Annotated in this window: 11 protein-coding genes; all 11 read right to left on the minus strand. The window is 56.8% G+C overall.

The genetic code is table 11. From position 1 onward, the window contains the following. Positions 1-5: 5 nt before the first annotated feature. Positions 6-1226, minus strand: coding sequence for a colanic acid biosynthesis glycosyltransferase WcaL (gene wcaL / locus ACERJC_RS09800; protein ID WP_286633624.1), 1221 nt, complete (start codon positions 1224-1226; stop codon positions 6-8). Continuing rightward, positions 1223-2503 (minus strand): colanic acid biosynthesis pyruvyl transferase WcaK, encoded by a 1281-nt coding sequence (wcaK, locus tag ACERJC_RS09805; protein ID WP_373671554.1) that lies wholly within the window; start codon positions 2501-2503, stop codon positions 1223-1225. Before wcaK ends, wcaL begins: the two co-directional genes overlap by 4 nt. A 491-nt stretch (positions 2504-2994) precedes the next feature. Then, positions 2995-4473: a colanic acid undecaprenyl disphosphate flippase WzxC gene (gene wzxC, locus ACERJC_RS09810; protein ID WP_373671555.1), complete on the minus strand. Its 1479-nt coding sequence runs from the start codon at positions 4471-4473 to the stop codon at positions 2995-2997. A gap of 9 nt (positions 4474-4482) precedes the next feature. Next, complete coding sequence (gene wcaJ, locus ACERJC_RS09815; RefSeq protein WP_152403713.1) at positions 4483-5877, minus strand: undecaprenyl-phosphate glucose phosphotransferase; 1395 nt, start codon at positions 5875-5877, stop codon at positions 4483-4485. Between the two features lie 56 nt (positions 5878-5933). Next, on the minus strand, positions 5934-7304 hold the full coding sequence (gene cpsG, locus ACERJC_RS09820; RefSeq protein ID WP_286633627.1) for a colanic acid biosynthesis phosphomannomutase CpsG: 1371 nt from the start codon (positions 7302-7304) through the stop codon (positions 5934-5936). A 223-nt stretch (positions 7305-7527) separates the two neighbouring features. Beyond that, entirely contained in the window at positions 7528-8964 is a 1437-nt protein-coding gene (gene cpsB / locus ACERJC_RS09825; protein ID WP_373671556.1) for a mannose-1-phosphate guanyltransferase, read from the minus strand. A 3-nt stretch (positions 8965-8967) separates the two neighbouring features. Then, positions 8968-10191: a colanic acid biosynthesis fucosyltransferase WcaI gene (wcaI, locus tag ACERJC_RS09830; protein WP_373671557.1), complete on the minus strand. Its 1224-nt coding sequence runs from the start codon at positions 10189-10191 to the stop codon at positions 8968-8970. After that, positions 10188-10667: a GDP-mannose mannosyl hydrolase gene (locus tag ACERJC_RS09835; RefSeq protein ID WP_373671558.1), complete on the minus strand. Its 480-nt coding sequence runs from the start codon at positions 10665-10667 to the stop codon at positions 10188-10190. The genes wcaI and ACERJC_RS09835 overlap by 4 nt, the downstream gene beginning before the upstream one ends. 2 nt (positions 10668-10669) lie before the next feature. Next, complete coding sequence (gene fcl / locus ACERJC_RS09840) at positions 10670-11635, minus strand: GDP-L-fucose synthase (protein WP_373671559.1); 966 nt, start codon at positions 11633-11635, stop codon at positions 10670-10672. A gap of 2 nt (positions 11636-11637) precedes the next feature. Continuing rightward, on the minus strand, positions 11638-12759 hold the full coding sequence (gmd, locus tag ACERJC_RS09845; RefSeq protein ID WP_152403701.1) for a GDP-mannose 4,6-dehydratase: 1122 nt from the start codon (positions 12757-12759) through the stop codon (positions 11638-11640). An 11-nt stretch (positions 12760-12770) separates the two neighbouring features. Continuing rightward, positions 12771-13337 carry a colanic acid biosynthesis acetyltransferase WcaF gene (gene wcaF, locus ACERJC_RS09850; RefSeq protein WP_373671560.1) on the minus strand — a complete coding sequence of 189 codons (567 nt, stop codon included), beginning with the start codon at positions 13335-13337 and terminating at the stop codon, positions 12771-12773. Between the last annotated feature and the right edge of the window lies 1 nt (position 13338).

Consider the following 13338-nt stretch of genomic DNA (forward strand, 5'->3'; position numbering starts at 1 on the left):
TCGGTTTACATCGTTTGCAGCAGGCAGGCCAACTGACGATTGATCACCTGCTGATTAAAATCATGTTCAACTTTTTCACGCGCGCGCTGAATAATGGGTTCCAGCGTACGGCGGTCAAATTGGCTGAACGAGGCGAGCTGTTGCGCCAGCGCCCGGGCATCGTTTTCCGGCACCAGCCAACCAGACTTTCCGGCATCCACAAGTTCCGGGATCCCGCTGTGAACGGTAGAGACCACCGGGATCCCCACCGCCATCGCTTCCATCAGCGCCACCGGGATCCCTTCCATGTCGCCATCCGCACCGGTGATCGACGGCAGAAGAAAGACATCCGCGTTATCCAGCATCGTTTTCACTTCATGGCTGGGCTTAAAGCCCGGCATATCAATCACATCGTCAAGCTGATACTGCTCAATCAGCGTGCGCAACCGTCGCTCCCAGGGGCCCATGCCCAGAATGCGATAGCGAAACGCCACGCCCTGCTCCTTCAACTGGCGACAAGCCTCTATCGCCACATGCAGCCCTTTTTTCTCGGTCAGTCGTGCAACAGAGATAATCTCCAGCGGCGTGCCGGGTGCTTTCACCGGTCGGTGCGTAAAGCGCGTCATATCCACGCCCATTCGCGAAACGGCAATCTTCTCGGGAGGACAGCCCATGCTTCTCAGCCGTCCAGCCCAGAGATCGCTAATCGGCAGCATCAGGTCGCCACGGCGGAACAGTTGCTGGTACTCCGGCGTGTAATGATTAAGGACGTCCCGACTGGAAATATCGATGCCGTGGAAAATCGTTGCAATCTTGCCCTGAATGACCCCCAGCTCGCGCAGCTTCGCCGCCGTCACGCCTGCCGGACCGAAGTGAGCGATAAAGACATCCGCACGCAGCGGTTTACTCACCTGCGCACAGATTGACGAGAGGATCAGATTACGCGACTCGTCGCCATAGCGGGTGAAGTTAAGTGATTTCCACGTTGCCGCCCGGTGCAACCCCGGCAGCGTTTTTATTGCCCGAGAGCGCAGTTTTGCCAGGCGTCCCTGCGGTTCATCCTGCAACCAGCGAGTTCTGGCCGCCAGACCATATTTTTCCCAGGCGGCATGTGTATTTTGCGTATCGCCTTTCTGTAGGGCGACAATCTCAACGTCAAAGCCCATATCGATAAATGCGGTAATTTGATTGAGGACGAAGGTTTCCGACGACAGCGGAAATTTCAGTAAAAAGAAGCTGACCTTCATTTCCCCTCCCCGATGCGTGTTAACACCGATTCCACCATGCGGTATCCCTGCTCGCGTTCGCGACGCACCGCCTGTGCAAGACGCTCATTGATCCGCGGTAATTGTCCCAGCGTATCCGCCACCATCGCTTGCAGACTGCCATCCAGCAGGTGACGAATATCTATCGCCATCTCCGGCATCCCCAACTGCTGCATGATGCCTGCCGATTTGTGTTCGTAGTTAATGGCAATCGCAGGCGTTGCGAAGTTCATCGAGATAATCGCGGAGTGCAGGCGCGTACCAACCGTCAGGTCGCATGCGCCAAGGATCTTGCCCATCTCAAGGTCGTTCAGTTCATCCATCACCACGTGGTAGCGCGCCGGATCGCTGACGTGCTGGCGCAGATTCAGCGCCACCATGCGATCGTCTTTGTTATAGCTGTCGATGCCGGTACAGGTGGACAGCGCGATAACCTGATACCCCTCATCCAGAATGCGGTTTACCACGCCAGCGAAGGCCTTCTCATAAGCCTGCTGAGTGGTGCCCAGACGTTTATCAAACGGAGCCAGTTCACGCAGGGTGATCGCCACCGTCTTCTGCTGCGCCGCCACCGTCAGCCAGTGCTGAACGGCATACCCCGGTTCAAAGTCCGCCTCGTGATGATCCACCAGCCACGCGGTATCCACGCCGTGTTCAACGTTGTCCGTGGTGATTTCACTGCGTTTCATTAGTTCCAGACTGACGGATTCGCGCAGGATCAGCGCGTCACAGTGACCGAAAACGTAATTAGCCAACTGGTTGAACTGAGGATCCTGGAACGGCCCCACGCTGTGGCCTACCATGTACAGCGGTTTTTTCGCCATAAAGGTACACAGCGCGTGTTCAAACTGTGGGACGCCGTACAGATCGACGAAGAACGAACCGCCCACCTGGATGATGGCATCATAGCCCGAGAGCAGACGCACGAAGTCGGTAAAGCCCTGGGCAATCGCGATATTTCGCAGCTTGCCGGTATCGGTAACGCGGGAAAGCAGCACCTGGTGCTGGTAGCGACGGCGGAGGACTTTTTTCACCCGCCCCACCACGCCAGCCGCGCTGTTGTGCTGTTTCATCTGTAAAAAAAGCGGATCGCCCATCACCGGACGATTCAAAAGCCAGGACGAACTCACCGGGTAGCGGCTCATGACGTCCACTTCCGCGTCAGGTTCGAGGCGGTTAATGGCGTCCAGCAGGCCGCGCAGAATCGCGCTATCGCCACGGTTGCCGCAGGTATGGTTGCCCAGAATCAGTAATTTCATTTCACCCTCGTAAAATCGTTGCCGGATGGCGGCGGTCGCCTTATCCGGCCTACAGCGTTATTTGCCGGTCCGATAACCGAAGCGCCATGCGCCCTGTAGGCCTGATAAGCGCAGCGTCATCAGTCATGGTTTGCCGGATGGCGGCGGTCGCCTTATCCGGCCTACAGCGTTATTTGCCGGTCCGATAACCGAAGCGCCATGCGCCCCGTGAGCCTGATAAGCGCTGCGTCATCAGGCATGGTTTGCCGGATGGCGGCTATCGCCTTATCCGGCCTACAGCGTTATTTCCCGGTCCGAGAACCGAAGCGCCATGCGCCCCGTAGGCCTGATAAGCGCAGCGTCATCAGGCATGGTTTTGCCGGATGGCGGCTATCGCCTTATCCGGCCTACAGCGTTATTTCCCGGTCCGATAACCGAAGCGCCATGCGCCCCGTAGGCCTGATAAGCGCAGCGTCATCAGGCATGGTTTTGCCGGATGGCGGCGGTAAGGTTCAACCTGCGCGAAGCAGGGCTTTCATTTTTTCGCTGCGGCAAAACTGGCGCTTCATCTCCACCACCAGCGGGTGGCGCGAGAGCACGATCATCACCGCGAACGCCAGGACACCGGCGGTAATCTGTGTCGCCAACAGCACGCCCAGTGACAGATGCCCCTGTAGCGCAATGCCCAGCCCATAACTCACCGCCAGCGTTGGCAGTGAGAGATACAACGGCAGCCACAGGCTCAGGATGTACTGACGATAGCTGGAACCCAGCACCGGTTTGATCATCACGAAGTAGCTCAGAATGGTGTTGATGATTTGCACCAGCAGGAAGCCCAGCGTCACGCCGATGGCGCCCGCCATGTGCCCGCCAACAATAATCGCCGGGATGAACAGGAACGTTTTAAAAACATTGAATTTAAAGCTGATGTCCACGCGCGCTTTCGCCATCAACAGCGAACCAATCGGATTGCCGACCGAGCGCAGCAGCCCCACCACGCACAGCAGTTGCAGCACGGGAATGATGCTGTTCCACTTTTCACCAAAGACCAGCGGCACGACGTTATTGGCAACCACCATCAGGCCGAGCAGCGCCGGGAAGTTAATGATCCCCACCACGGAAAGCAGCTTGTAAAAGTTCACGCGCAGCTTCTGCGTGTCGTCCTGAATTTTGGCAAATGCAGGAAACAGCACGCGGGTGATGATCGGGTTGAGCTTCATCGGCGGCACCACCGCTACGTTGTACGCCAGGTTATAGCCCCCCGCGACACCGGCCCCGAGAATGCGCGCCAGTACCAGCGTGGAAAGGTTGGTATTGACGTAGTTGATAATGCTGTCCGCCGTCAGCCACGCGCCAAAGCGCAAATTCGACGAAACGGACGCCAGCGAAAAGTGCAGGCCCGGACGGTAGATCTTGCGACCAAAGTAGCCAAACAGCAGCGTGCGTACCGCGCTGTTGACCAGGTAGCCAAGAATGGCGGTCATCGCCAGCGGCCAGAAATGGGCGCTGATGACGGTAAACGTAAAGCCCGCCAGCACGGAGCTGGTTTCAATCATCCCAATCTTGTTGAACTCCAGTTCCTTCTGCATCAGTGCGCGAAACTGCTGTCCGTGCGGGATCGCCACGAACGCCAGCGACAACGTTTTAATCAACGGCGCCAGATCCGGGTTATGCAGCACATTGCCAATCACATCACTAAGCAGGAAGACCGCCACACAGACAACAATCCCCAGCCCAACGTTCAGCCAGTACAGCGTGGTCAGTTCAAGATGGCTTATCTCCTTGCGCTGAATAATGGAGTTGGCAATACCGAAGTCAGACAGCGTATCGGCCAGCGCAATGATCACCAGCGATACGGTCAGCAGGCCGAACTGGTGGTTATCGACGATCCGCGCCAGCACCGTCATCTGGATAAGCCCCAGACTGATGATGATCACCGTGGCGATAGCCGACCACTTCGCACCGCTGATGGTTTTTTCACGTAAGCTCATAACCGTTCCTCAGTACGCCGCTTTGTTGACAAAGCCTTTGAACACCGTCAGAAAAACGATCTTGATGTCGAACCACACGCTCCACTCGCGGATGTACTCCAGATCGTACTCCACGCGTTTTTCCATTTTCTCCAGCGTGTCGGTCTCACCGCGCCAGCCGTTGATTTGCGCCCAGCCGGTGATCCCCGGCTTGACCTTATGGCGCAGCATGTAGCCTTCAATCAGCTGACGATACTGTTCGTTATGCGCCACCGCGTGCGGGCGCGGCCCGACGATGGACATCCCGCCGGTCAGCACATTGATAAACTGCGGCAGTTCATCCAGCGAGGTACGACGCAGGAAGTTACCCACGCGGGTGACGCGCGGATCGTTCTGCGTCGCCTGCGTAACGACCTTGTCGTTTTCCATCACCTTCATCGAGCGAAACTTCCACACTTTGATTGGTTTACCGTCCATGCCATAGCGGGTCTGACGAAAGATAATCGGCCCCGGCGAACTCAGCTTCACTGCCAGCGCAATGCAGCACAGCACCGGGGAGATCAGCAGCAGAATCAGCGATGCCAGCACAATATCTTCCGCACGCTTAAGCAGACGGTTAATACCCGACAGCGGCGTGTCATACAGTGGCACCACCGGCACGCCGCTCACCTCTTCGATACGGGAATGCAGAATGTTAAAGGTAAACACGTCCGGAATGAGGATCACCGAACAGGTGGTATCCGCCAGTTCGCGCACCAGTTTTTTCACCCGCGCGCCGTCGCACATCGACATGGCGATATAGACGTTATGAATCCGCGACGCTTTGGCATCTTCAACCAGCTGTTCCAGGTTCCCTGCCCAGTCGGACGTTACGCCACCCGGTTTCGGGTCGTGATAGACGCCGACCACTTCAAAGCCCAGCCACGGTTCATTGCGAAAGCTGTCGAGCAGCGACTGTCCGGCAGGCAGATCGCCCGCGACCGCCACCCGGCGCGTGTTATAGCCACGATGACGCAGCCAGCCCGCACCGTAGCGGATAAACGACCGACAGAAGACCAGCCCGACGCTGGTCAGCAGATACCACGCCAGCCAGATGGCGAGACGGTTATCGAAATCGGCGTTAAACGCGACCAGACCGGCAGTAAAGACGAGGCTAAGCGTCCAGTTTTGCAGCAGAAGGGTTAGTTCTGTGAAAATTTTGACGCCGCGCCATGAGCGATAGAAATCGGTTATGCCGCCCAGCATCTGAAAAACAACCAACGTGATCAGCGCCACCAACAGGTGCATATACAGGAAAGGCAATCCACTGACTTTGCAGACGACCCACAGCCCGCCAAACATGATGGTGATATCTGAAAAGCGTTGCACCATAGAGATTAACGATGCATTGGTTTTGGCCCGTTCGCGCTTTTTTAGATTTGTCATCGTTGTTCCTGTTATTAGCCCCCCTTACCCGTTAACGAGTAAGGGGAGATCTGACCTTACTGATTCAGTAACGTAAGCAGAGTGCGCGTTCGCGCTTCCATCAGCGGGATATCCCCGCGAGACTCCACGTTCAGGCGCACCACCGGTTCGGTGTTGGAGGAGCGCAGGTTGAAGCGCCAGTCGACGAACGACATGCTGATGCCGTCCGTTCTGTCCACCGCCAGCGCCTCACCGGCGAAGTGCTGTTCCACCCGCGAAATCGCTGCCGCCGGTTCGTCCAGCGTGCTGTTGATTTCACCACTCGCCGGGAACGCCGCCATCCGGTCTCGTACCAGTTCACCCAGCGACTGCCCCTTCAGACACACCAGTTCCGCCACCAGCAGCCACGGGATCATCCCGCTGTCGCAGTAGGCAAAATCACGGAAATAGTGGTGGGCGCTCATTTCTCCACCGTAGATGGCGTCTTCGCGGCGCATCCGTTCCTTGATGAAGGCATGGCCGGTTTTCGACATCACCGGCGTGCCGCCCGCCGCCGTTACCACATCCACCGTGTTCCAGGACAGACGCGGGTCGTGGATAATTCTGGCACCCGGTTGTTTTTCGAGGAACGCTTCCGCCAGCAGGCCGACAATGTAGTAGCCCTCGATAAACTGCCCTTTCTCGTCGAACAGGAAGCAGCGGTCGAAATCGCCGTCAAACGCGATGCCCATATCGGCACCATGTTCAACCACCGCATTACGGGTGTCGGCGCGACACTCCGGCAGCAACGGGTTAGGAATCCCGTTCGGGAAATTGCCGTCAGGAATGTTGTGCACTTTGATCAATTCCACCGGCACGCCCTGCGCCTTAAAGCGCGCTTCGATGGCATCCACCACCGGGCCTGCCGCGCCGTTACCGGAGTTAATGACCAGCTTCAGCGGCGTGAGGTTTTTGACGTTGATGTAGCCGAACAGGTGGTCGATATAGGCGTCACGCAGCGTGATTTGCTTATAGCTTCCGCGCGTCGCATCGTTCACCGGCGGAAAATCATTGGCTTCCGCCAGGCGCTGCACGTCGCGCAGACCGGTATCGCCGCTGATGGGGCGTGCGCCTTCGCGCACCAGTTTCATCCCGTTGTAGTCCATCGGGTTATGGCTGGCGGTCACTTCAATCCCGCCATCCACGCCGAGGTGGAAGGTGGCGAAATAGATCTCTTCGGTCCCCGACAGGCCGATGTCCAGCACGTCAACGCCCGCGTCCTGTAACCCTTTCGCCAGCGCCAGCTTCAGCGCCTCGCTGGTCAGGCGCACGTCGCCGCCCAGCACAATGGTTTTCGGCTTGAGAAACTCGCCGTACGCGCGACCAATCCGCCACGCAATCTCTTCATTCAGTTCTTCGCCGAGCCTGCCGCGAATATCGTAGGCTTTGAAACAGGTTAAATTCGTCATGTTTTTACCCTTATTCAGGCAACAGTTAGCCCTGACCCGTAGTTGGCCAAAAAAGTGTTTTGTTGTTTTTGCCGGGTAGTGGCCCGGCGCGCGTCGTAGGCCGGATAAGCAACGCGCCATCCAGCGGTCATTGCCTGATGGCGACGCTTCGCGTCTTATCAGGCCTACACGCTACAGAATCGTAGGCCCGGTAAGCACAGCGCCACCGGGCGCAATAAAGGCGTTACACCCGGCCGTAGCGATCCTGAAACCGCACCACGTCATCCTCTTCGAGGTAAGAACCCGAGCGCACTTCAATCAGATCGAGCGGAATTTTCCCTGGGTTTTCCAGACAGTGGGTGGCTCCCAGCGGAATGTAGACAGACTCGTTTTCACCGAGCAGTTTGATATCACCGTCAATGGTGACTTTGGCAGTACCGGCCACTACCACCCAGTGTTCAGCGCGGTGATGGTGCATCTGCACCGACAGCCCCTCCCCCGGTTTCACGGTAATGCGTTTGACCTGATAGCGGTCACCGGCGTCGATGGAGTCATATTTCCCCCACGGACGGTACACTTCGCGGTGAATATGGTGCTCATGGCGGCCATCGGCTTTGATTTGTTCAACCACTTTTTTCACGTCCTGTACCGCATTACGGTCGGCGATCAGTACCGCATCTTTGGTCTGCACCACCACCAGATCTTTAACGCCGACGGTCGTCACCAGACCCGATTCGGCATAAACGTAACTGTTCTGGGTTTTATGGCTGATAACGTCGCCGTGGTGGACGTTCCCCTCGGCGGTATGGGCGCTGATTTCCCACAGCGAAGACCAGGAGCCGACATCGCTCCAGCCCGCGTCCATGGGCATCACCACCGCATCCGCCGTACGTTCCATCACCGCGTAATCGACGGATTCTTCCGGGCAGGCCAGGAATGAGGCTTCATCCACGCGGATGAAATCGAGATCCGGATCGACCGCGCTCATCGCGTTTTCGCAGGCTTCCAGAATATCGGGACGGTATTTTTTCAGCTCTTCCAGATAGCGTCCGGCGCGGAACAGGAACATCCCACTGTTCCAGTAGTAATCGCCGCTGGCAACATAAGCCTGAGCCGTTTCCAGATTCGGTTTTTCCACAAACTGCGCAACGTCAAACGCCACGGCATCTTCCTCACCGGGCGTAACATTGCCGCGACGGATATAGCCGTAGCCGGTTTCCGGCAGATCCGGAACGATACCAAATGTGACCAGCTTTCCGGCTTCGGCGTACGGCATTGCGTTTCGCACCGCATCACGGAAAGCGTCTTCATTGGCAATGACATGATCTGCCGCCAGCACCAGCATCAGCGGGTCGCTGTCCGGACTGTGGCGCTTTGCCGCCAGCGCCGCTAAGGCAATGGCCGGCGCGGTATTGCGACCTGCCGGTTCGAGAATAATGTTCTCAGTCAGTTTGTTGAGCTGGCGCAACTGCTCAGCGACGATAAAACGGTGCTGCTCGTTGCAGATCACGACCGGGCTTTCGCACTCCACGCCGTTCAGACGACAAATGGTCGTTTGCAGCATGGTGAGATCGCCTTTCAGGCACAGGAACTGCTTGGGATAAAGTACGCGGGAAAGCGGCCATAAGCGGCTACCGGAGCCACCGGCCATCACGACCGGATAGAGTGTTGTCTGACCCATAATTTAATCCCGAATATCAGTAATAAATTGACGTAACACGTTCTCTTTATCGAGCGTGCGTTCGGCATATTCACGTGCCACCGTGTTGTTTTTTGGCATAGCGAGCGCCTGAGCGATCCCAGCCACCAGCGCATCGACCGATTCCGGCTCAACGCACACCGCAATGCCTGTAAAGTTGTCGCAAAGCTGGCCGAGTTCCGTCTCCGGTTCTGCGGTAATCACCGCATTGCCGCCCACCGCCAGAATATTGGTCAGTTTGGAGGGCAGAACGGCATCCGCCGCCCCGCGTTTTTGCACGACCAGATGGCAATCGCCCATCTTCAATAGCGCAGGCAGCGCCTCGTACGGCTGCAACGGGGAAAAAAGCACGTTGTGCAGACCGCGATCGCGAGCCATTTTTTCCAGGCGCGCTTTACCGCCCCCCTGACCGACGATGGCAAAAATGAGCGGCTGCTCACGCAGTTGTTCCGCCGCCATAATCACGTTTTCCAGCCCCTGCTTCTCGCCGATATTGCCGGAGTAAAGAATGATTTTTTTGTCATCCGGCAGACCAAGCCGTTGGCGCAGGGTAATGACGTCGTCATCATTAACATTTTGAAAACGGGAGACTTCTGACCAGTTAGGGAAGAAGATCACCTTCTCTGCCGCCACCCCTTTCTCCTGCGCTTTATTCATCATTGAGCGGGAGATGGTGGAAACATTGTCGACGTTATGCAGGCCGCTGCGTTCGAAAGCGGTCGCCAGTTGCGCCACTTTGCCGGTTTTACCGTTGCCCGCCAGACCGAGGCCCAGCATCGCATCGACTTCGTAATCCTGAATGTGCAGCAAGGTGCGGGCACCGGAGAGTTTTGCCAGCAGACGCATCCCCGGCGTACAAAACAGTGTGGGCACCACGCCAATAATGCGATCCGGCTTCCAGCGACGCTGCGCCATCAGCGGGAAAAAGCTGCTGAGGGCAAAGCTGCCCAGATGCAGTAATCGTTTCAGTGTTGACGGCTGCTTTGGCACATACAACGGGCAGCGCCAGACGGTGGCGTCGCCCTCTTCCCGGCGATAGCGCCAGGCAGAGTAACGCGCGCCCACTTTCCATTGTGGGTAGTACGGCGGCGCGGTAATAACCCGTACTTCATGGCCTTCACGCGCCATCCACTCCACCATTTCACCGGTGTATTTGCCGATGCCGGTCAGTTCTGGTGAGTAGTTGATGCCATAAACGAGGATTCTCATAATCCCAGCGCCTTAGCCTGACATTCCGGCAAAAAATACGCCCGGCTGTTGTCATGGACATTGTCGCTCGCCAGCAGTGCCGCAGGCGTCAGCCAGCGGTAAGCGTTGTGCTGCGCGTCAGGCAGAGGCAAATCGCGCGCCTGCAGCCGCAGACGGAAACCGAGCACGATGTAATGCGTCGAGAAGTCTTCGCCGGAAAAGTTATCGTCATAGAAATGCTGCCAGACGCCATAAAATTCCCCGGCGGACAGCGGTAAACGTTGCCCCAGTTCGGCTTCGGTCAGGCGTTCGAAGGCCGCACTCAGCGGCTCATCTTTTTGCACCCGCCCACCGGGCACAAACCAGTAGCCCTGTGCCGGTCGGTTCAGTCGTTTACCCAGCAGAAATTCCCCCTGCGCGTTTTCCACGATCAAATCGATGGAGATAAGCGGCGTGGAACGCACGACGGTGGCAAAATCTTCCTGACGTAAAAACATGTTTACCCCCGGAACCGATGCTGATTCTCAAGAAACCACTGATACGTGCTGGCAAGGCCGGCTTCCAGTGAGATCTCGTGATACCAGCCCAGTTGATGCAGACGCGTCACATCCAGCAGTTTTCGCGGCGTACCGTCCGGCTTCGTGGCGTCAAACACCACGCGGCCTTTATAGCCCACTACCTGCGCGATGGTCTGCGCCAGTTCGCGAATGGTGCAGTCCACGCCCGTGCCGACGTTAATGTGCGACAGCATCGGCTGGGTGTTCTCCTGCCAGACTTCGCGGTCCAGTTCCATCACGTGGATGCTGGCAGCAGCCATATCATCGACGTGCAGGAACTCACGCATCGGCGTCCCGCTTCCCCACACCACCACGTCCGGCGCACTCTGCACGGTCGCTTCATGGAAACGACGCAGCAGCGCCGGGATCACATGCGAGTTGCTCGGATGGAAATTGTCATGCGGGCCGTACAGGTTGGTCGGCATCACGGAACGGTAGTCGCGCCCGTACTGGCGGTTATAAGACTCGCACAGCTTGATACCGGCAATCTTGGCAATGGCGTAGGGCTCATTGGTCGGTTCCAGCGTGCCCTGCAACAGTTCACTTTCCGCCATCGGCTGTTTCGCCAGTTTGGGATAGATACAGGATGAACCGAGGAACAGCAGCTTATTCACGTTGTGCAGATGCGCGGCGTGAATGATGTTGCTTTCCATCATCATGTTCTCAAAGATGAAATCGGCCGGATACGTGTTATTAGCAACAATGCCGCCTACCTTTGCCGCCGCCAGATAAACCTGATCGATCCGCTCAGTGGCAAAGAAGTCCTGCACCGCGCGGCTGTCCAGCAGGTTCAGCTCATCACGCGTACGCAGCACCAGCTCCACATCGCCGCGTTGTTCAAGCTGGCGGGCAATCGCGGAACCCACCATTCCGCGATGACCGGCAATAAAGATACGTTGTTTGCTCATTCTCAGGACTCCAGCGCGATGGCAACCTCGTAGCCGTGAGACTTCAGCAGGGAGTGTTTCTTCGCCGCTTCCAGATCGTTGGCGACCATTTCGGAAACCATCTCCTGCAACGTAATTTCCGGCTTCCAGCCCAGCTTCTCATGCGCTTTGGTTGGGTCGCCCAGCAGGGTTTCCACTTCCGCCGGACGGAAATAGCGCGGATCAACGGCGACCATGATGTCACCCGGTTTCACGCCCGGCGCGTCATGACCGGTGACCGAAACCACAATCCCTTTCTCTTCCACGCCTTCACCTTCAAAGCGCAGTTTGATCCCCAGTTGAGCCGCCGCCATTTCGACGAACTGACGTACGGAGTACTGCACGCCGGTGGCGATCACGAAATCTTCTGGCTGTTCCTGTTGCAGCATCATCCATTGCATTTTGACGTAGTCTTTCGCATGGCCCCAGTCACGCAGGGAATCCATGTTGCCGAGGTACAGGCAGGACTCCAGACCCTGAGCGATGTTAGCAATCGCGCGAGTGATTTTACGGGTGACGAAGGTTTCGCCACGACGCGGCGATTCGTGGTTAAACAGAATGCCGTTACAGGCGTAGATACCGTAGGATTCACGGTAGTTGACGGTTATCCAGTAGGCGTAAAGTTTGGCAACCGCGTACGGCGAGCGCGGATAGAACGGCGTGGTCTCTTTCTGCGGGATTTCCTGTACCAGGCCGTACAGTTCGGAGGTCGATGCCTGATAGAAACGGGTTTTCTTCTCAAGGCCGAGGAAGCGGATGGCTTCCAGCAGGCGCAGCGTGCCCATCGCATCGACATCGGCCGTGTATTCCGGTGATTCGAAGGAGACCGCCACGTGGCTCATGGCCCCCAGGTTGTAGACCTCATCCGGCTGCACTTCTTGCAAGATGCGCGTCAGGTTAGAGGAATCCGTCAGGTCACCGTAGTGCAGATGGAATTTCGGGTTGCCCGCATGCGGATCCTGATAGATGTGATCGACGCGCTCGGTGTTAAATGAAGAAGCCCGACGCTTAATACCGTGAACCTCATAACCTTTTTCCAGCAGAAGTTCTGCCAGGTAAGAACCGTCCTGCCCGGTTACACCGGTGATGAGAGCGACTTTTGACATTTTATTACCTCTTAATTGATCCCATTAGGGTGTAACGTTGTAACGCGTTCACGCGTTGCCACTGCGGGATTGCCACGGCAAATCGTATTTGCCGGTAGCGATTTAAAAACACTGCTGCGCGCACCGACGACGGTGCCATCGCCTATCGTGACGCCTGGTGCCACGAACACATCCGTTGCCAGCCAGCATTTCTCGCCAATCACAATCGGGGTGGCATTAATATCAAAATGCGCACTTGCGTGATCGTGACTGCCGGTACACAAATAACTTTTCTGCGAAACCACCGCATGGGCGCCAATTGTAATATCGCCAAGCGTATATAAATTAACGTCATCCCCCACCCAGGCATAATCGCCAATGGTTAATTTCCACGGATAGGTAATTTTCACTGACGGTCGAATGACTACGTTTTTTCCTATTTTTGCGCCAAAGAGTCGGAGCAAAAAAGCGCGCCAGCGATACAACACTTGTGGCGACCAGGAAAATAATGTCGCCTGTACCGCCCACCACAACTGGACTTTGATTGCATTACCGCCCCGGAATCCTTTGGGTACGGTGAAACCACTCAGATCCTGCATA

Origin of the sequence: Citrobacter telavivensis, assembly GCF_041807075.1 — a bacterium.
Classification (GTDB): domain Bacteria; phylum Pseudomonadota; class Gammaproteobacteria; order Enterobacterales; family Enterobacteriaceae; genus Citrobacter_A; species Citrobacter_A telavivensis.

Bases quoted from the DNA above. Each gene is read 5' to 3' on its own strand.
- wcaL (WP_286633624.1), bottom strand. From the start codon at position 1,226: ATGAAGGTCAGCTTCTTTTTACTGAAATTTCCGCTGTCGTCGGAAACC.
- wcaK (WP_373671554.1), bottom strand. From the start codon at position 2,503: ATGAAATTACTGATTCTGGGCAACCATACCTGCGGCAACCGTGGCGAT.
- wzxC (WP_373671555.1), bottom strand. From the start codon at position 4,473: ATGAGCTTACGTGAAAAAACCATCAGCGGTGCGAAGTGGTCGGCTATC.
- wcaJ (WP_152403713.1), bottom strand. From the start codon at position 5,877: ATGACAAATCTAAAAAAGCGCGAACGGGCCAAAACCAATGCATCGTTA.
- cpsG (WP_286633627.1), bottom strand. From the start codon at position 7,304: ATGACGAATTTAACCTGTTTCAAAGCCTACGATATTCGCGGCAGGCTC.
- cpsB (WP_373671556.1), bottom strand. From the start codon at position 8,964: ATGGGTCAGACAACACTCTATCCGGTCGTGATGGCCGGTGGCTCCGGT.
- wcaI (WP_373671557.1), bottom strand. From the start codon at position 10,191: ATGAGAATCCTCGTTTATGGCATCAACTACTCACCAGAACTGACCGGC.
- ACERJC_RS09835 (WP_373671558.1), bottom strand. From the start codon at position 10,667: ATGTTTTTACGTCAGGAAGATTTTGCCACCGTCGTGCGTTCCACGCCG.
- fcl (WP_373671559.1), bottom strand. From the start codon at position 11,635: ATGAGCAAACAACGTATCTTTATTGCCGGTCATCGCGGAATGGTGGGT.
- gmd (WP_152403701.1), bottom strand. From the start codon at position 12,759: ATGTCAAAAGTCGCTCTCATCACCGGTGTAACCGGGCAGGACGGTTCT.
- wcaF (WP_373671560.1), bottom strand. From the start codon at position 13,337: ATGCAGGATCTGAGTGGTTTCACCGTACCCAAAGGATTCCGGGGCGGT.